Below are 17,312 nucleotides of genomic sequence, written 5' to 3' on the forward strand. Positions count from 1 at the left end.
TGGCGGCCGAAACCCGCCTCCTCGGTAAAAGCGTGATGGGGGCAACGATTAGGCAACATACCGGCGCGGCTGTCGGCTCGCTGACAGAAATCCCCTTCACCATACCGGACACTGCCCCTATGGCACTGTTGCTTGGATGAGGATTGCTATGGGTGAGTTATCGGTGTGGGCCTGGGGAGGGGCCGCGCTGTTATTAATCGGAGAGTTATGGGCCTGGTTGCATTATCGCAATCTGGGGAAGTTGCTGCTGTTTTCCACCGTCGCCGAGATGGGGTATCTGGGATTGGGCTTGGGCCTGGACACCACCCTGGGGGAGACCGGTGCCTGGTTCCACCTGTCGCTGCAGGTGGTGATGCGACTGCTGGTGATCGTGGCGGCCTGGCGGTTGATTCGTCGCGCCGGAAGTGCCGATCTGACCGAGGTGGCCAAGGTGGCGCCGCAGTTACCCCTGACCCGATTGATGTTGGGCTTTGGGTTGTTTTCTGTCATGGGGCTGTCGCCATTTAAAGGGGCATTCAGCAAGTTCATTATTTTGTATTCGGCGGTGGATCTGGGGCACTGGGCTCTGGCCCTGACGGCGACGCTGGCCAGCGTGGTGGCGGCGGTGTACACCATCACGGTGATTCAGGCTCTGTGCTTTGGACCCCAGGCGGACGGTCAGCGCTGGCGAGAGTGGGCGTTTGGCAGTCGCTCCTGGTTGCTGATGGTGTCACTGGCGGCGATGACGGTGCTGCTGAGCCTGGATCCCGAGCCTTTGCTGCACGGGATTGGCCAGTACCTGGGGCTGACGGCGGCCGATGGCCTGCCGACGTTTGAAACCCCCTGGCACCCCTTGGTGTTGCTGCCCTACCTAAGTGGTTTTGGTCTCTACGTGTTTGGCCATTTCAGTCACCGGTTGCGAAACTGGCTGGCCCAGGGGGTGGCGGCGATGACCCTGGTACTGGTGTGGAATCAAACCGATCTTGATGGCTTATCCTGGTTGTTTGCGGTGCTGTTTGCCCTGGTGATGCTGATGGTGGTGGTGTACTCCGCCGCCTACATGAAGCAGCAGGCTCACAGCAATCGCTACTACTTTTTCCTGATGCTGATGCTGGGATCATTGCTCGGGGTGGCCACCGCCGACAACCTGGGCAACTTTTACCTGTTCTGGGAGTTGATGACCTGGACGTCGTATCTGTTGGTGATCCACCCACAGAGCGATTCTGCCTTGCGTGCCGGTAGAAAGTACTTCCTGATGTGCGCCAGCGGGGCCTATGTGATGCATTTTGGCATCCTGTTGCTGCACGCCCAGATCGGCAGCTTTGAGTTTGCGGCGATCTCGGCCGGAGTCGCGCAGCTGTCACCGATGGTGGCCTGGGTGGCCCTGGGCTGCTTTATGCTGGGACTGGGGGTGAAAGCCGGCCTGTGGCCGCTGCACAGTTGGCTGCCCGATGCCCACCCGGTGGCCCCGTCTTCGATTTCGGCACCGATGTCGGCGATTCTCACCAAGGCGGGCCTGTTTGGCTTGCTGAAACTGGGCATGATGGTGTTTGGCACCGCGACCCTGATGGAGATGGGACGAGTCGGTGACTGGAGTGTGTTCGGTCTGCTGCTGAGCCTGCTGGGGGTCATTACCCTGTTGTATGGCGAAATCATGGCGCTCAGGCAGGACAACCTGAAACGGATGCTGGCTTATTCAACCCTGGCTCAGGTGGGGGAGATTGCCGCCATCCTCGGCCTGGGAACGTATCTGAGCCTGGTGGGGGGATTGGCGCATCTGGCCAATCATGCCCTGTTTAAAAGCCTGCTGTTCTTGGCCGCCGGCGCCTTTATCTACCGTACCGGCAGTAAGCGGTTGTCGGATCTGGCGGGAGTGGCCCGGCAGATGCCGGTGACCGGCCTGTGCATGGCGGTGGGCTTGCTGGCGATCATGGGGCTGCCGCCGTTTAGTGGCTTCTTCAGTAAGTTCATGATGCTGTATGCCGCTGTCGCCGCCGGGCAACTGCTGTTGCCGGCGACGATCCTGCTGGGCAGCGTCATCGGTGCCATCTACTATCTGCGCCTGTTTCGCGTGCTGTATTTCCAGCCGGGCAGGGTCCGAGTGAACGAGGCTCCGGCCTCGATGCTACTGGCCCTGGTGGGGCTGGCGAGTTTGGTGCTGCTGGGAGGCCTGTTTCCGGACGCGGTGGTGAACTGGGTTCGTCCGGCGGCGGCGCTGCTGGCGCCTGAACCAGGCACCATCAGTGTGCCGACGCTCACCATGGCCTGGCCGCTGAGTGCCCTGTTGGCCTGTGGTGGAGCCATCGTGGTGTATCTGATGGGCCGCTGGCAACTGCCCGGCAGCCGCTGGGCGGCCCTGGGAGTGATGGCCTTGGCGCTGGCCGGAGTGTTGCTGGAGTCTCAGCGCTACGATCTGCTGTCCTGGTGGTTTGCGATATTGATTGCCGCCATGGGGGTGGCAAACCTGTGTTACGCCAAGGGCTACATGGCCCACAGCCACAGCCCGCACCGATTCAGCTTCTTTTTCCTGATGATGATCGGCGGCCTGCTGGGGGTGACCGCCAGCGAGGATCTGTTTAACTTCTTTGCTTTCTGGGAGCTGATGAGCAGCTGGACGCTGTATTTCGTCATCATTCACGAGGAGAGCGAAGAGGCCCTGGGCGAAGGCTTCAAATATTTCCTGTTTAACCTGGTTGGGGCCAGTGCCCTGTTCCTGGGCGTGGTAATGCTGACCGCCTACAGCGGTTCATTCAGCTTCGCGGCGCTCCAGGCCGCCACTGCCTTCATGCCGGTCTCCTGGCTGGCGCTGGCGTTGGTGTTGGTGATGGCCGGGCTGTTGATGAAAGCGGCCCAGTTGCCGCTGCGCATCGATGTACAGATGCACCCGCCGACGGCGCCGACGCCGGTCAGTGGTTACATCTCGGCGGTATTGCTGAAAAGTGGCCCTTATGGGGTACTGAAGTTCATCGCAGCGTTGGGAGTGACCACGCTCACCGCCCGTTTGGGTGGCATTGCCGAATTGCCCTGGCTGACGTATGCCGTGGCGGTGATTGCGGCGGTAACCCTGCTCTATGCCGGGGCTATGGCCATGATTCAAACCGGGATAAAGCGGCTGCTGATCTACAGCACCGTCAGTCAACTGGCGTACGTTTTGCTGGGCATCGCCCTGATGTCGCCCCTGGGACTGGCGGGGGGCCTAATGCACTTCGTTAACCACATGCTATTAAAAAACATGTTGTTTATGGCTGCTGGAGTGATTTTGGCACAGGCCCACCTGGAGAGCTTGGACGAACTGGGTGGCCTGGGGCGACGAATGCCGGTGACTTTCGGCGTGTTCCTGTTCGCCGGCCTGTCCCTGTCTGGCGTACCGCCGCTGAATGGATTCGCGTCGAAATGGCTGATCTATCAGGCCAGTTTCGAGTCCGGGCATTACCTGCTGGGTCTGGCGGCACTGATGTCGAGCCTGTTTACCCTGGCGGCGGTATTGAAGTTTGCCCATGTGGCCTTTATGGGCCAGCTCAACCCCAAGGTGGCCCACCTTAAGGAGGCGGACTGGTCCATGCGCCTGCCGATGCTGGTGCTGATGGTGGTGAGTCTGATCATCGGTGCGTTTCCCGGCATGGTGCTGGTGCCGGTGGCGGCGGTCATCGACTCCCTGGGGATGGCAAGCATCAGCGTCAGCTGGTTTGGCGGTCTGCCGGGCAATGGCGGCTGGCATCCAGCCACCCTGACGCTGGCAATGGCGCTGTTGGCCTGGGGCTGTTGGGGCTTCTATCGCCTCAGTAACCCTGTGCGGCAGCGGGTGCATTTGCACGCCTGCGGGGTTGAGGACATCGATGCCGCACAGGCTCACCTGCCGGCCTCCAGCCTGTATGAGTCCCCCAAGGCGCTGATCCGCGCCATCACACGAACCAAACCATCTCAAGGAGTGAACCATGAGTGAGTTGTTGGCCTTGTTGTCACCCCTGTGGGTGCTGCCATTAGGGATGGGCGCCTTGTTCGTCGGGCTGCTGTTCAAGGGGGTAGACCGGATTGTGGTGGCGCGCCTGCAGCGCCGCATCGGTCCGCCGCTGCTGCAGCCTTTTTATGACATTGCCAAGTTGATGCAAAAGCGATCCATGGTACCGGAACCGGCGATGACCGGGTTGTTCCTGTACCTGCCGGCGGCCGGCGTCTGCGCCATGATGGTAGCCGTCGCCCTGGTGCCCATTCCCGGCATGTATCAGCCGCCGCAGGCGCTGGGGGATTTGCTGGTGTTGCTGTATCTGCTGGCGGTGCCAGCCATCGTCATCATGTTGGCCGGCTCCGCCTCCGGCTCGACCTTCGGTGCCATCGGCTTCTCCCGTGAGATGTCGTTGATGCTGGCGTACGAAGGTCCGTTGCTGTTGGTGCTGATCAGCGTGGCCATTCGTACCGGTGCGGGTCTGGGGGAGCCGATCAGCCTGTCGCTGAATGAGGTGGTGGCCTGGCAACAGGGCCACGGCGCCTTCATTACCGACCCATTGATGTGGCCAGCCCTGCTGGCGTTTCTGAGCGTGATACCGGCCAACCTGGGGGTGGCCCCGTTCGACATTCCTGAGGCGGAGTCGGAGATTCTCGAAGGGCCGCTGCTGGAGTATTCCGGCCCGGCGTTGGCAATGTTCAAGCTGATGTCGACCCTCAAGACCATGCTGGTGCTGAGCCTGGGGGTAGTGATGTTCTGGCCTTCCGTAGGGGAGGGGCTGTGGCCGCTGTTGACGCACCTGCTCAAATGCCTGGGCCTGTTTCTGCTGGCCAAGACCGCGCTGCGGGCGTCGGTGGGAAGAATGCGGATGGATCAGGCGTTTATTTTCTATTTCAAATGGCCGGAGCTGCTTGGGGTGCTGAGTTTGATTCTGGTGGTGGCCACCGTATGAGTGAGAGGTATCTATGAAACTGTTTTCCAACACGGCGGTGCGCTCACCCTGGTTGTACCGCATCAACGCCGGTTCCTGCAACGGCTGCGACGTGGAGCTGGCGACCACCGCCTGCATTCCCCGTTACGACGTGGAGCGTCTCGGGTGTCAGTATTGCGGCAGTCCCAAGCACGCCGACATTGTACTGATCACCGGGCCGTTGACCGCCCGGGTTAAAGACAAGGTTTTGCGGGTGTACGCCGAAATTCCTGACCCCAAGGTCACGGTGGCGGTGGGGATCTGTCCCATCTCAGGAGGGGTGTTCCGGGACAGCTATGCCATTGAAGGGCCAATCGATCGCTATTTCGATGTCGACGTCAATGTGCCCGGCTGCCCGCCGCGACCGCAGGCGATCATCGAAGGCATTGCCCAGGCGATTGAAATCTGGAAAACCCGGCTGTAGGAGGTCCCATGGGAATTGTAAAACTGCTGTTTCGAAATCTGCTCAAAGGGCCGTCTACGGATCCCTTTCCTTTCGGCGACACCTTTACGCCGAAGGCGCTGCGGGGCCGCATCGAGTTTGATGCCAGTCGCTGCACCGGCTGTCGCATGTGTGAGTACGTGTGTGCCGGTGGTGCCATCCGTTTTCAGGAAACCGATGCGGGCTTGAAGTTTCACCTGTGGCACAACAGCTGCGCCTTTTGTGGCCTGTGCGAGCACTACTGCGTACCCGGCGCCATTGAAATGACCCAGGACTGGCACCTGGCGCACCCGCAGCAGGAGAAGTACACCATGGTGGAGCAGGGGGTGGTGCGGCGCTTGCCTTGTGAGGGGTGCCAGACGGCGATGGTTCCTACCACCGAGCGCCTGATTGGCCGCGCGTATGCCGGTTCCAACGCCGCTATTGAATCCCTGTCCCGCTTATGTCCGGACTGCCGCCGCCAACGCTCGGCTCGGCAGTTGACCAAAGGAGAATTGCTATGACCCCGATGTTTCAAAGTGTGGCTGCCAGCCTGGGCAACAGCCTGAGCCAACCGGCCGACTGGTCGCAGAGCACCAATGGCAAAGGCGTCACCGTGGCCTGGTGCCGACTGAGCGATGCGGCCCAGATCCTGCCGATGGCACGCCTGATCAAAGTACTGGATGGTCGCCTCAGTACCATTACCGCCTACCAGATTAAGCAGCAGCCTGACGGGCTGGAAATTGCCTATCACTTCGATCTGGATGGCGACACGCTGACCGCCACCGTCACGGTGGACGCCGCGCCGCGCATCATTCCGTCGCTGACCGGCGTGTTTCGCAATGCCGATTGGAATGAACGTGAGTTTATGGAGCTGTATCAAATCGAGGTGACCGGTCACCCGAACCCTCGGCGCCTGTTCATCGATGAAAACATCGACCCGGCGGTGCTGCAACGCTTCATTCCCTATTCCGATCTGGTTAATGCCGCCAGTACCAAGGCGTTGTGGGAAAAAATTATGATCACCAAGGGAGACACGCAATGAGCAGCTATAAGGTACCTGTGGGCCCTTTGCATGTGGCTCTGGAAGAGCCCATGTACTTCAAAGTCGAGGTGGAGGGGGAAACCATCAAGGGCATCGACATCACCGCCGGCCATGTGCATCGAGGCCTGGAGTACCTGGCGGTAAAGCGAAACTTCTACCAGAACATTACCCTGACCGAACGCTTGTGTTCCCTGTGCTCCAACAGCCACCCGACCACTTATTGCATGGCCCTGGAAACCATCGGTGGCATTGAGGTGCCGCAGCGGGCCCAGTACCTGAGGGTGATCGCCGATGAGGTCAAGCGGGTGGCATCGAACCTGTTTAATGTGGGGATCATGGCCCACATCATCGGCTTTGATTCTCTGTTTATGCACGTGTTGGAAACCCGGGAGGTGATGCAGGACGTCAAAGAGACCGTGTACGGCAACCGCATGGATCTGGGCGCCAACTGCATCGGTGGGGTGAAATACAACCTGGATGCCGATAAGGTGGCATACCTGACCGAAAAGGTTCAGGGAATGATACCGGCGGTGGAGGAGATTAAGGCGCTGTACAACAGCGACCACTTCATCGTGTCGCGAACTCAGGGGGTTGGGGTGCTGACTCTGGAGGACGTCAAGGACTACGGCTTGGTGGGGCCGGTGGCGCGGGCGTCGGGTCTGGCGTACGACGTTCGGGTCCAGGCCAGTTACGCCATCTACGATCAACTGGATATGGAGATTCAGACCCGCAGTGGCGGTGACGTATGGTCGCGGGCCATGGTGCGTATCGATGAGGTGCTGGTGGCGCTGGATCTGATCTTGCAGTGCCTGGCCAAGCTGCCCCAGGGGCCCATTGCCATCACTACGTTGCCCAGCATTCCCGCCGGGGAAGCGATCGCAAAAAGTGAGGCACCCCGGGGAGAGTTAATTTATTATCTGCGCACCGATGGCAGTGACAAGCCGGAACGTCTCAAGTGGCGGGTACCCAGCTACCCCAACTGGGATGCATTGCAGACCATGATGGCCGGGGAGAAGATCGCCGATGTGCCGTTGATGGTGAACAGCATCGATCCTTGCATTTCATGCACAGAGCGGTAGTGCCGGGGAGAGCGAAGCGGCTTGTCATCATCCAGCCATTCGGCTAGCGGCCAGGGCACATAGGGAAGAACACAGGAGCGCGGTGGTGCAATCAAAAATGAGACTGTCCAGGTTCAACATGATTGAACTGTTAAAGGCGCCTCAATACAAAGGCTTTCTTTCCGGCTTTCAGGCGCGTCAGTTTGCCCGCGGCAACCTGGTGAGCTCGCCGGAGCAGCAAAGCAATGAGGTGTTTATCGTGGTGTCCGGGCGACTGCGGATCTTCCTTTCCTACGAGGGCAAGGAGTTTACTCTGTGCTTTCTGGAGCCGGGGGATCTGTTCAGTACCCATACCCGGGTGATGATTGAGGCCTGCAGAGAGGCGACCATCATGTCCATCAGCGTGGCGCGGTTTCGGGAGGAGGTGGTGCGCTTTCCTGAGGTGTCGCTGGTGATGACCGGCATTCTCGGTCAGGTGCTGGGCGGCACTCTGGATGTTATCGAGGGGATCATGTTCCACGATGTTCGTTACCGGTTAGTGGAGTTCTTGCTGTCGCTGGCGGACGAGCAGGGCAAGCACACGGAAACCGGCACCGAGTTTGGCTGCGACCTCAATATGGAGGAGATCTCCTTGTTGATCGGCACCACCAGACAAACCGCGTCGTCGCTGCTGAATACGCTGATCAAAGAGGGCCACCTGGTTCGGTTAGGCCGCGGCCGCTACCGAATGCCTGAGCCGCAAACGCTCAGGAGTCTGCTGGAAGGCGATGATATCTGAAGGTAAAAAAAACCGGCTCACTGAGCCGGTTTTTTTGTTTGCAAGCCAGTTTAGTGGGCCATGGCCACGTTGGCCTGGGCGGCGGCTGGACGCTTGAGTTCGCCGATGGGCATGATGGTGCGACCATACTCGCCGTTGATGATGGTGGCCATTGCCAGGTAGACGGCACTGGCACCACAGACGATGCCTTCGAAACCGGCGATGGTGCCCAGCAGGGCGCTGCCGGTGAAGTCACGAGCCGCCAGCAGGAAGAACAGCACGGTCAGGCTGCCAAAGATAAACTGTTTGGCACGAGGGTAGTTTGCCAGGGTGGCAATAAACATAAAGCCGGTAAACAGGCCCCACAGGCTCAGGTACCAGCCCATGAAGTGATGCGGGCTGCCGGCCACACCGATTTCCATGTTTGGCATCAGAATCAGCCCTACCAGAGTCAGCCAGAAAGAGCCATAGGAGGTAAAGGCCGTGGTGCCAAAAGTATTGCCATTGCGGTACTCCATAATGCCGGCAATGATCTGAGCGATGCCACCAAAGAAGATACCCATAGCAAGGATCATGCTATCGATAGGGAAATATCCTGCGTTGTGGATGTTAAGCAGGATAGTGGTCATGCCGAACCCCATCAGCCCCAGTGGGGCCGGGTTTGCAATCTTTTGTGTCATGAGTTTACCTAAACTATGTTAATAAATTTTGGCGCAAACGCCTGAATTAGTGGCGGATTATAAAATGGTCATTTGATTTTTCGATGTGACAGGGGTCACGGCTGTACCAGCAAATTGAGGGGAGTCGCAAAACTTTGAATTCCATTCGCCATGCCTTTTTTTGCCTGTGACCCAGATCCCGGTTTATCCACTGGAATCGCATTGGCCAGAGCGGCAATAAAAAAAACAGGCCGAACAACTTAATAAAATAGGAATTATTATTATTTGAGGTGCAAAACGGCGAGCTAGGTCAAGGATTTTTGTATTTCCTTGTGTATACTTGACTGTAAATGAAATCAATTCCCATTTAGATACAGGTAGCACAATGGTTTTATCGGAGTTGGGGTTAGGACAACGTGCAAGTGTGAAGCGTTTGGGTGATCAGAGCATGCCTCTGACCCTGAAGCGCCGCTTGATGGCACTGGGCTTCACAACAGGCAGTGAAGTGCAGATGGTACGTTCGGCACCTTTGGGTGGCGCAGTACAACTTAAAGTTCGGGGTGCAAGCTTGTGCCTGAACAATCGTCTGGCTGCGCAGATTCACGTAGAGGGATAACGAATGACTACTATGCGTTGTGTTGCTGTCGGTAATCCGAACTCCGGCAAATCAACCCTGTTTAACGCACTGACGGGCAACAATGTGTCCGTGGGCAACTGGGCCGGTGTGACCGTCGATAAAAAGGTCGGCAAACTGGATCTGGACGGCGTTCAGGTGGAAATCACCGATCTGCCCGGATTGTACGATCTGGAAGCGGCGGATGGCGAAGGCTTTATTGATGAAAAGATCAGCCGCGATTACCTGTTGGGTAGCGACGTTGATCTGTTGATCAATGTGGTGGATGTGTCTCAGCTGGAGCGCAACCTGTACCTGACCACCCAGTTGCGCGAGCTCGATGTGCCGATGCTGTTGGTGCTGAACAAGGGCGACGTGACCGAGCGTCGTGGTGTCGAGGTCGACACCCAGGCTTTGTCTGCCAAGCTGGGTTGCAAAGTGGTTCAGATCAGTGCCAAAAGCGAGCAGGGACCGAAGCTGGTCAAACAGGCGCTGGCCGAGATGGCCGCCAAGCCTGCCGGCGAGGTGCTGTCCATTGGCATTGATGCCAGCATTGAGCAGGAACTGACTCGTCTCGACGGCATCCGTGCCCGTGCCATCAGTAAGTTGCTGTCACAGAGTGATGCCGATGCTCAACAGGCTTACAACAAGCTGGTTGCTGCGGATCTCAGCCCGGCGGAGCACATTGCCGATCGACGCTATCAATTTATCGGTGACCTGGTTGGTGAGACCGTGTCTCAGCCCAGCATCTATCACTCGGTCACCGAGAAGCTGGATAAGTACGCCCTTAGCCCCATGACCGGGGTGCCCATCTTCCTGGGCATGATGTATCTGACCTTTATGTTCGCCATTAATGTCGGGGCGGCGTTCATCGATTTCTTCGACATCGTCGCCGGTGCCATTTTTGTCGATGGCACCGCGCTGCTGATTGGCAATGCCGGCCTGCCAGATTGGATGTCGGCCATTCTGTCCGACGGTGTGGGTGCCGGTATTCAGACCGTCGCAACCTTCATTCCCGTGGTGGCATTCCTGTACATCGCTTTGAGCATTCTGGAAGTGTCCGGTTACCTGGCCCGCGCCGGTTTTGTAATCGAAGGCGTGATGCAGAAGATTGGCCTTCCCGGAAAGGCGTTTGTGCCGCTGATTGTCGGTTTCGGCTGTAACGTTCCTGCGGTGACCGCCACCCGTTCTCTGGATACCAAGCGTGAGCGTATCGTCACCGCCATGATGGCGCCGTTCATGTCCTGTGGTGCCCGTCTGCCGGTGTACGCCCTGTTTGTGGCGGCGTTCTTCCCGGATAACGGTCAGAACCTGGTGTTTGTGCTGTACCTGGTGGGCATTGTTGCCGCAATCCTGACCGGCCTGTTGCTGCGTCATACCCTGCTGCCGGGCCAGGCTAGCCAGGGCTTTATGGAGTTGCCGGATTATGAGATGCCAACCCTGGGCGCCATTGGCCGCCGCACCTGGCAGCGCACCAAGCAGTTCGTTCTGGGCGCCGGTAAAACCATCGTGATCGTGGTGACCATCCTCAGCTTCTTCAACTCCATGGGCACCGACGGCAGCTTCGGTAACCAGGATTCGGATAAGTCAGTATTGTCTGCCGCCTCCCAGGTGGTAACGCCGCTGTTTGACCCCATGGGCATTAAGGAAGACAACTGGCCAGCGACCGTTGGTGTCATCACCGGTATCTTCGCCAAGGAAGCCGTTGTCGGCACCTTGAACAGCCTGTACAGCCAGGGCGGTGAGGAAGAGGGCGGTGAATACAGCCTGCTGGGCGCCGTGAACGAAGGTCTGGCGACCATTCCGGAAAATATGTTTGGTATTGCCTGGGACGATCCTCTGGGCCTGAACATCGGTGATGCCCACGATACCGACGCCATGGCAGAAGAGTTTGGCTTTGAAGCCGCGACCCTGAGCAACCTGGAAGCCGGCTTCGAAACCCGCGCCGCCGCCTTTGCTTACCTGCTGTTCATCCTGCTGTACACTCCGTGTGCTGCGGTCTTGGGTGCCATGGCCGGTGAATTTGGCAGCCGCTGGACTGCGTTCAGTGCGGTATACACCTTCGCCCTGGCCTATGCCACTGCGACCCTGTTCTATCAGGCGTCCCGACTGGCGATAGAGCCGGCTCATGCCCTGTTCCACATCGGTACCATCGTGGTGTTGGTGGTGGCTGGTATCGCTTACCTGCGCCGTGTGGGCAAGAAGAGCCAGATGGGTGTCGGTGACATTCCGGTGGCCATTAAAGAGTAATGTCATGAGCGGCGCGCCCGGCGCCGAGCTACGATGACAGATGCAAAAGGCAGCCCTTCCGGGTTGCCTTTTTGGTTTCTGCGGTGTCGTGGAACCCGGGGATTTTTAGCCGGTTAAACCCTGCCAGCTCTGGCTTTGGGCGATCAGTTTGGCCGTTGGGCGCAAATGTTGGCCAAAAAGCCAAAAAAGTCACCGTGGGAGCGAGTTTTGGGTCTTGCTCCGATCCCCCTGATAGTGGATCATAGTCCCCTTATACGTTTTTTTGCAGTTAGTCGAGGGCAACCATGACCCAGCCGGACAACGACGTTCGTCCAAGCAACTTTATTCGCAATATCATTGATGCCGATCTGGCCTCGGGCAAACACTCTGCTGTTCAGACCCGGTTTCCGCCAGAGCCCAACGGCTATCTTCATATTGGTCATGCCAAGTCCATCTGCCTGAACTTTGGCATTGCCAAGGATTATCATGGTCTGTGTAATCTGCGTTTCGATGACACCAACCCGGAAAAGGAAGACGTCGAATACGTCGAGTCCATCAAGCAGGACGTGCAGTGGCTGGGGTTCCAGTGGCACGGAGACATCCACTACTCTTCAGACTATTTTGAGCTGCTGTATGGGTACGCCGTTGAGCTGATCAATAAAGGTCTGGCTTACGTGGATGAACTGACTCCGGAGCAGATTCGTGAATACCGCGGTACCCTGACTCAGGCCGGTAAGCCAAGCCCGTACCGGGATCGCAGCCCGCAAGAGAACCTGGCACTGTTTGAAAAGATGCGTGCCGGTGAGTTCAAAGAGGGCACGGTCTGCCTGCGGGCCAAAATCGACATGGCGTCCTCCTTTATGGTGATGCGGGATCCGGTACTGTATCGGGTTAAGTTTGCCCACCACCACCAGACCGGTGATAAGTGGTGCATCTACCCGATGTACGACTTTACCCACTGCATCTCCGATGCCCTCGAGGGGATTACCCACTCTCTGTGTACTCTGGAATTCCAGGACAACCGCCGCTTGTATGACTGGGTGCTGGAAAACATCAGCATTGAATGTCAGCCTCGCCAGTATGAGTTCAGCCGTTTGAACCTGGAATACACCGTTATGTCCAAGCGCAAGCTGAATCAGCTGGTGACCGACAAGTTGGTGGATGGCTGGAACGACCCGCGTATGCCGACCATCTCTGGCCTGCGTCGCCGAGGCTATACCCCAGCGTCGATTCGGGAGTTTTGTCAGCGCATTGGTGTTACCAAGCAGGAAAACACCATTGAGATGGGCTCGCTGGAGTCGTGCGTGCGCGATGACCTGAACGTCAATGCGCCCCGGGCCATGGCGGTGCTGGATCCGGTTAAGGTGGTACTGGAAAACTACCCTGCCGACAAGGTGGAGGTGCTGAACGTGGCAAACCACCCTTCAGATGAGTCCATGGGAAGCCGTGAAGTGCCGTTCAGTCGGGAAGTCTGGATTGAGCGTGATGACTTCCGGGAAGAAGCCAATAAGAAATTCAAGCGTTTGGTTCTCGGGAAGAAAGTGCGTCTTCGCGGTGCCTACGTGTTGACCGCAGAGCGCGTCGACAAGGACGAGAATGGTGAGGTAACCACCATCTACTGTTCCGTGGATCTGGACAGCCTGGGTGTGGATCCTGCCGATGGTGTGAAACCAAAAGGGGTGATTCACTGGGTGTCTGCCAGTGCCGGCCTGGAAGCCGAGTTCCGCCTGTACGATCGTCTGTTCACCGTGGAAAATCCCGGTGCAGCGGAGGAGTTCGAAGCGGTGCTGAACCCGGACTCTCTGGTGGTGAAGCGTGGTTTTGTCGAGACCAGCCTGAAACAGGCGCAAGCCGAGCAAGCGTTCCAGTTTGAGCGGGTCGGCTACTTCTGCGCCGACAGCGTCGACAGCCGCGCCGACGCGCTGGTGTTTAACCGCACCGTTGGTCTGCGTGATACTTGGGCCAAAATCAGCGGTTAATCTGGATGGGCCCGTTGTCAGGGCCCTTTCAGGCACAAAAAAGCGGAGCCACAGGCTCCGCTTTTTTGTGCTTGTCCGTTATTACAAGACTGCCGGTCTATTTAATGGTCGCACTTGCCATCGGTGCTGACGCCGTACAGGTATAAGCTGTGGTTGGTCAGTTTAATGTTGTGCTTCATGGCAATCTCGTTTTGACGCTGCTCAATGGTCTCGTCGCTGAACTCAATCACCTTGCCACAATCGAGGCAGACCAGATGGTCGTGGTGATGCTGGCTGGCCAGCTCAAATACCGCCTTACCGCTTTCGAAGTGGTGGCGAGTGACGATGCCGGCGTCATCGAACTGGTTCAGTACGCGGTATACCGTGGCCAGTCCAATCTCCTCTCCTTGGTCCAGCAATAATTTATACAGGTCTTCGGCACTGATGTGCTGATTGCCCGGGTGCTGCAACAGCTCGAGAATCTTAACCCGTGGCAGGGTGACTTTCAGGCCTGCTTTTTTTAGTGCTTGGTTTTCGTCCGTCATGGCAGTCTCTTGCATAAAGTCAGAGGGTTCTGACACTTTGTAATTAGACCCATTATAGGTAGCTTGTCCGCAACATTAAACCTTCGATATTGCAAGGATTTGCGATTCGATGCTCATTGTGGCAAAAAATGAGCCCGATGCGTTTGAAAATACGGCAAACTGAAAGTGAAGGCAAACGTCAAAAATCGATCGCCCTTGTCGGGAGCGACGGTTAAGATGACAAAGGCGTGCAAAAATCAGGGATGGAAGGATGGCAATGAAGATAGTGGTGCTCACCGGGGCCGGGATCTCGGCGGAGTCGGGTCTGAAGACGTTTCGTGCCGAAGATGGCCTGTGGGAGCAGCACAGCATCGAAGAGGTGGCCACGCCGGAGGGGTATGAGCGCAACCCAGAACTGGTACGGGAGTTCTATAATGCCCGTTGGCAGCAGCTAGGCGATGCTCAGGTTCAACCCAACGCGGCCCACAGTGCCCTGGCTGAGCTGGAGGCCAGAGATGGGATTGAGCTGACTCTGATTACCCAGAACATCGACAACCTTCATGAGCGGGCCGGCAGTCGCCGGGTCATTCATATGCACGGTGAATTGGCCAAGGCCCGCTGTCCCCGCAGTCAACAGGTGTTTCCCATGGTGATGCCGTTTGCCGCCGACAATTGCTGCACCTGCTGTATCCCTGCGGAGATACTGCGCCCCCATGTGGTGTGGTTCGGAGAGATGCCGCTGCAGTTGAACCAGATCTATCAGTCCCTGTCCGGGTGCGACCTGTTTGTGGCCATCGGCACCTCGGGCACCGTCTATCCTGCTGCAGGCTTCGTCGACATGGCCAGCCAGGGGCATGCTCAGACCCTGGAGATCAACCTCGAGCCGTCCGAGGTTCAAAGTCAGTTTCAGCATCATCTGCGGGGTAAGGCCAGCGAAATGGTGCCGCGATTGGCGGACTGTCTGGCCCGCGGAGTGCCATTGACGGAGATCGTGTAGAAACAAAAAAGGGCCACGAGGCCCTTTTTTATTAGCGGCAGGCAATTACAGTAGGAAACTGATGTCGCTGCCTGGTTGAATCTCTTCCTTCTGGGTGGTGCCTTCAAACAGGTAACCACTCTTGTCCCCTTTGAGGACCAGCGCATCGCCCTGACGGAAAATGGCTGAGCCTTCGCAGATGCCCACGACCGGAGACAGCGGGTCAATGCAGGTGAATTCCTGCAGACGCTGGGCTCGAGTTTCACCGTTATGGCCTGGGGCTTGATAGTCACTGTAGTGTGGGTTGATCTGGAACGGAACCAGAGCCAGGGCATCAAAGCTGGGCGGCTCAATGATTGGCATGTCGTTGGTGGTGCGAATCGACTTGCCGGCCACGTTGGAACCGGCACTCCAGCCAACATAAGGCATGCCGTTTTTGACCTTGTCGCGAATCGCCTCAACCAGGTTGTGACGGTACAGTTCGTGCAAGAGGTGGAAGGTGTTGCCCCCACCGACCATGATGCCGTCGACCTCTTCCAGTGCTGCCACCGGATCCGGGCATTCGTGAGCACTGCATACCTGGCATCCCAGGGAACCTAAGGCTTCCGCAACCCGTTGCTGGTAGTCGTCGTAACTGATGCTGACTCCGGCATAGGGAATGAACAACCACCGGCTGCCTGGTTTTACCAGCTTTTCCAGCATGGGAAGGGCATGGCTCAGGTAGGGGGTGTCATCGACGCGGGAGCTGCTTAGCAATAACATTGATTGACTCATGGAGCGAATTCCTTATTTCACGCTATCCGCCTGATAATAAGACGAAAATCGACGGATGTCCCGAAGAAAAACGACCAGTGGAAAACTCTTTAGGGATCAAAAAGATAGGGCCAGGTGCCAACTCGCCGGAGTTCGAATAGTATTTGGTTATATCATTATAGCCCAACTGTCGGATAATGCCGCATCTTGTGGTTGAAGAGTGCTGAAAGTGGCATATACTGTATTTCGAAGTGTGAATTGGTTTCCCAAACCACCAGAAAGCCACCGCCCCAAACGGTGGCTTTTTTTCCTCTGAATTTTGATCGCCCTCCCATCGCGGTTATTGCTGAGAGCATGGCCCTGTTTTCGGTCCAGATCGGGAATTTCGAGGTGTGCGTCAGTTTTTTACTTGGAAAAATGTGACTTGAATCAGAGATATTTCGCCCCCATCTGTTGTCTATAGGATGACTCACCCTGTGTGAGCCATTGATGACGTGTCTTTTTAGGAGAATAGATGAAACGCGTACTCTTGTTCCTGGCGACCAACCTGGCGGTAGTGCTGGTGTTGGGTATTGTACTGACCCTGCTGACCTCGGCGTTGGGCATTCAGCACAACAGCATTCCTTACATACTGGTGCTGGCGGCGGTGTTTGGCTTCGGTGGTTCAATTCTGTCACTGCAGATGTCCAAGTGGGTGGCCAAGCGCTCCATGGGCCTGCAGGTGATTGACCAGCCCCGGGATGAAACTGAGACCTGGCTGATGGAGACTGTGGCTCGTCAGGCCCAGCAGGCTGGAATCAAGATGCCGGAAGTGGCGGTGTACTCCGCGCCAGAGATGAATGCGTTTGCTACCGGTCCCAGCCGCAATAACTCGCTGGTGGCGGTCTCTACCGGGTTGATGTACGGCATGAACCGGGATGAGGTCGAGGCGGTGTTGGCCCATGAAGTCAGCCACGTCGCTAACGGCGATATGGTGACCATGGCCTTGATTCAGGGGGTGGTGAACACCTTCGTGATTTTTGCCGCCCGCCTGATTGCCGGTACCGTCAGCAATGTGCTGTCGTCCGGAGATGAAGAGGGCAGCGGTGAGGAAGCCAGTTACATGACCTATTTTCTGGTGTCCATGGTACTGGAGATCGTCTTCGGTATCCTGGCGTCCTTTATCGTGATGTACTTCTCCCGTCAGCGTGAGTTTCGGGCTGACGCCGGCGGTGCCGCGCTGGCGGGACGCCATAAGATGATTGCGGCGCTGGAGCGTCTGCGTGGTGGTCAGGAGAGCCAGATGCCGGCGACCATGGCGGCCTTTGGCATCAGTGGCAAGCGCAGCATGAGCGAGTTGATGATGAGTCACCCGCCTCTGGAAAAGCGGATTGCCCAACTTCAGGCCAACGGCTAATACCGGCTTAGCTCAGAAAACAGGCAGCATT

Annotated in this window: 15 protein-coding genes; 12 read left to right on the forward strand and 3 right to left on the reverse strand. The window is 57.5% G+C overall.

The window, feature by feature from the left end; genetic code table 11:
• The first annotated feature begins 148 nt into the window (after nt 1-148).
• From H598_RS0106360 to H598_RS0106390, 7 genes are all read left to right on the forward strand, one after another.
• A complete protein-coding gene (locus tag H598_RS0106360; RefSeq protein WP_035415552.1) occupies nt 149-3,922 on the forward strand; it encodes a proton-conducting transporter transmembrane domain-containing protein in 3,774 nt (1,257 codons plus the stop codon).
• Nucleotides 3,915-4,874, forward strand: a complete 960-nt coding sequence (locus H598_RS0106365; RefSeq protein ID WP_028112269.1) for a respiratory chain complex I subunit 1 family protein — start codon at nt 3,915-3,917, stop codon at nt 4,872-4,874. Before H598_RS0106360 ends, H598_RS0106365 begins: the two co-directional genes overlap by 8 nt.
• Nucleotides 4,875-4,887: 13 nt before the next feature.
• Nucleotides 4,888-5,316 carry an NADH-quinone oxidoreductase subunit B family protein gene (locus H598_RS0106370; RefSeq protein ID WP_028112270.1) on the forward strand — a complete coding sequence of 143 codons (429 nt, stop codon included), beginning with the start codon at nt 4,888-4,890 and terminating at the stop codon, nt 5,314-5,316.
• 8 nt (nt 5,317-5,324) lie between these two features.
• On the forward strand, nt 5,325-5,837 hold the full coding sequence (locus H598_RS0106375; protein WP_028112271.1) for a 4Fe-4S dicluster domain-containing protein: 513 nt from the start codon (nt 5,325-5,327) through the stop codon (nt 5,835-5,837).
• Entirely contained in the window at nt 5,834-6,358 is a 525-nt protein-coding gene (locus H598_RS0106380; RefSeq protein WP_028112272.1) for an NADH-quinone oxidoreductase subunit C, read from the forward strand. The genes H598_RS0106375 and H598_RS0106380 overlap by 4 nt, the downstream gene beginning before the upstream one ends.
• Nucleotides 6,355-7,437: a hydrogenase large subunit gene (locus tag H598_RS0106385; protein WP_028112273.1), complete on the forward strand. Its 1,083-nt coding sequence runs from the start codon at nt 6,355-6,357 to the stop codon at nt 7,435-7,437. Before H598_RS0106380 ends, H598_RS0106385 begins: the two co-directional genes overlap by 4 nt.
• Nucleotides 7,438-7,555: 118 nt before the next feature.
• Nucleotides 7,556-8,194: a Crp/Fnr family transcriptional regulator gene (locus H598_RS0106390; protein ID WP_211227274.1), complete on the forward strand. Its 639-nt coding sequence runs from the start codon at nt 7,556-7,558 to the stop codon at nt 8,192-8,194.
• 50 nt (nt 8,195-8,244) lie between these two features.
• Here H598_RS0106390 and H598_RS0106395 read toward each other — a convergent pair whose 3' ends face one another.
• Entirely contained in the window at nt 8,245-8,853 is a 609-nt protein-coding gene (locus H598_RS0106395) for an acetate uptake transporter (RefSeq protein WP_028112275.1), read from the reverse strand.
• Between the two features lie 364 nt (nt 8,854-9,217).
• Between H598_RS0106395 and H598_RS0106400 the strand changes: the two genes are divergently transcribed.
• The 3 genes from H598_RS0106400 (at nt 9,218) to glnS (ending at nt 13,653) form a co-directional block, all read left to right on the forward strand.
• Nucleotides 9,218-9,448 (forward strand): FeoA family protein, encoded by a 231-nt coding sequence (locus tag H598_RS0106400; RefSeq protein WP_028112276.1) that lies wholly within the window; start codon nt 9,218-9,220, stop codon nt 9,446-9,448.
• A gap of 3 nt (nt 9,449-9,451) precedes the next feature.
• Nucleotides 9,452-11,695, forward strand: a complete 2,244-nt coding sequence (gene feoB, locus H598_RS23530) for a ferrous iron transport protein B (RefSeq protein ID WP_035415554.1) — start codon at nt 9,452-9,454, stop codon at nt 11,693-11,695.
• 284 nt (nt 11,696-11,979) lie between these two features.
• Nucleotides 11,980-13,653, forward strand: a complete 1,674-nt coding sequence (gene glnS, locus H598_RS0106410; protein WP_028112277.1) for a glutamine--tRNA ligase — start codon at nt 11,980-11,982, stop codon at nt 13,651-13,653.
• A 101-nt stretch (nt 13,654-13,754) separates the two neighbouring features.
• Here the strand turns inward: glnS and fur are convergent, their stop codons facing one another.
• The gene (fur, locus tag H598_RS0106415; protein WP_028112278.1) at nt 13,755-14,177 is read right to left on the reverse strand and encodes a ferric iron uptake transcriptional regulator; all 423 of its coding nucleotides are present in this window, start codon (nt 14,175-14,177) and stop codon (nt 13,755-13,757) included.
• 250 nt (nt 14,178-14,427) lie between these two features.
• Here fur and cobB point away from each other — a divergent pair, with 250 nt between their 5' ends.
• Nucleotides 14,428-15,153, forward strand: coding sequence for a Sir2 family NAD+-dependent deacetylase (cobB, locus tag H598_RS0106420; protein ID WP_028112279.1), 726 nt, complete (start codon nt 14,428-14,430; stop codon nt 15,151-15,153).
• 45 nt (nt 15,154-15,198) lie between these two features.
• Here the strand turns inward: cobB and pepE are convergent, their stop codons facing one another.
• Nucleotides 15,199-15,906 carry a dipeptidase PepE gene (gene pepE, locus H598_RS0106425; RefSeq protein WP_028112280.1) on the reverse strand — a complete coding sequence of 236 codons (708 nt, stop codon included), beginning with the start codon at nt 15,904-15,906 and terminating at the stop codon, nt 15,199-15,201.
• Between the two features lie 493 nt (nt 15,907-16,399).
• Here pepE and htpX point away from each other — a divergent pair, with 493 nt between their 5' ends.
• Nucleotides 16,400-17,281: a protease HtpX gene (htpX, locus tag H598_RS0106430; protein ID WP_028112281.1), complete on the forward strand. Its 882-nt coding sequence runs from the start codon at nt 16,400-16,402 to the stop codon at nt 17,279-17,281.
• The last annotated feature ends 31 nt before the right edge of the window (nt 17,282-17,312 follow it).

It is taken from the genome of Ferrimonas kyonanensis DSM 18153 (genome assembly GCF_000425405.1).
GTDB classification, from domain to species: domain Bacteria; phylum Pseudomonadota; class Gammaproteobacteria; order Enterobacterales; family Shewanellaceae; genus Ferrimonas; species Ferrimonas kyonanensis.

Bases quoted from the DNA above. Each gene is read 5' to 3' on its own strand.
- H598_RS0106360 (WP_035415552.1), top strand. From the start codon at position 149: ATGGGTGAGTTATCGGTGTGGGCCTGGGGAGGGGCCGCGCTGTTATTA.
- H598_RS0106365 (WP_028112269.1), top strand. From the start codon at position 3,915: ATGAGTGAGTTGTTGGCCTTGTTGTCACCCCTGTGGGTGCTGCCATTA.
- H598_RS0106370 (WP_028112270.1), top strand. From the start codon at position 4,888: ATGAAACTGTTTTCCAACACGGCGGTGCGCTCACCCTGGTTGTACCGC.
- H598_RS0106375 (WP_028112271.1), top strand. From the start codon at position 5,325: ATGGGAATTGTAAAACTGCTGTTTCGAAATCTGCTCAAAGGGCCGTCT.
- H598_RS0106380 (WP_028112272.1), top strand. From the start codon at position 5,834: ATGACCCCGATGTTTCAAAGTGTGGCTGCCAGCCTGGGCAACAGCCTG.
- H598_RS0106385 (WP_028112273.1), top strand. From the start codon at position 6,355: ATGAGCAGCTATAAGGTACCTGTGGGCCCTTTGCATGTGGCTCTGGAA.
- H598_RS0106390 (WP_211227274.1), top strand. From the start codon at position 7,556: ATGATTGAACTGTTAAAGGCGCCTCAATACAAAGGCTTTCTTTCCGGC.
- H598_RS0106395 (WP_028112275.1), bottom strand. From the start codon at position 8,853: ATGACACAAAAGATTGCAAACCCGGCCCCACTGGGGCTGATGGGGTTC.
- H598_RS0106400 (WP_028112276.1), top strand. From the start codon at position 9,218: ATGGTTTTATCGGAGTTGGGGTTAGGACAACGTGCAAGTGTGAAGCGT.
- feoB (WP_035415554.1), top strand. From the start codon at position 9,452: ATGACTACTATGCGTTGTGTTGCTGTCGGTAATCCGAACTCCGGCAAA.
- glnS (WP_028112277.1), top strand. From the start codon at position 11,980: ATGACCCAGCCGGACAACGACGTTCGTCCAAGCAACTTTATTCGCAAT.
- fur (WP_028112278.1), bottom strand. From the start codon at position 14,177: ATGACGGACGAAAACCAAGCACTAAAAAAAGCAGGCCTGAAAGTCACC.
- cobB (WP_028112279.1), top strand. From the start codon at position 14,428: ATGGCAATGAAGATAGTGGTGCTCACCGGGGCCGGGATCTCGGCGGAG.
- pepE (WP_028112280.1), bottom strand. From the start codon at position 15,906: ATGAGTCAATCAATGTTATTGCTAAGCAGCTCCCGCGTCGATGACACC.
- htpX (WP_028112281.1), top strand. From the start codon at position 16,400: ATGAAACGCGTACTCTTGTTCCTGGCGACCAACCTGGCGGTAGTGCTG.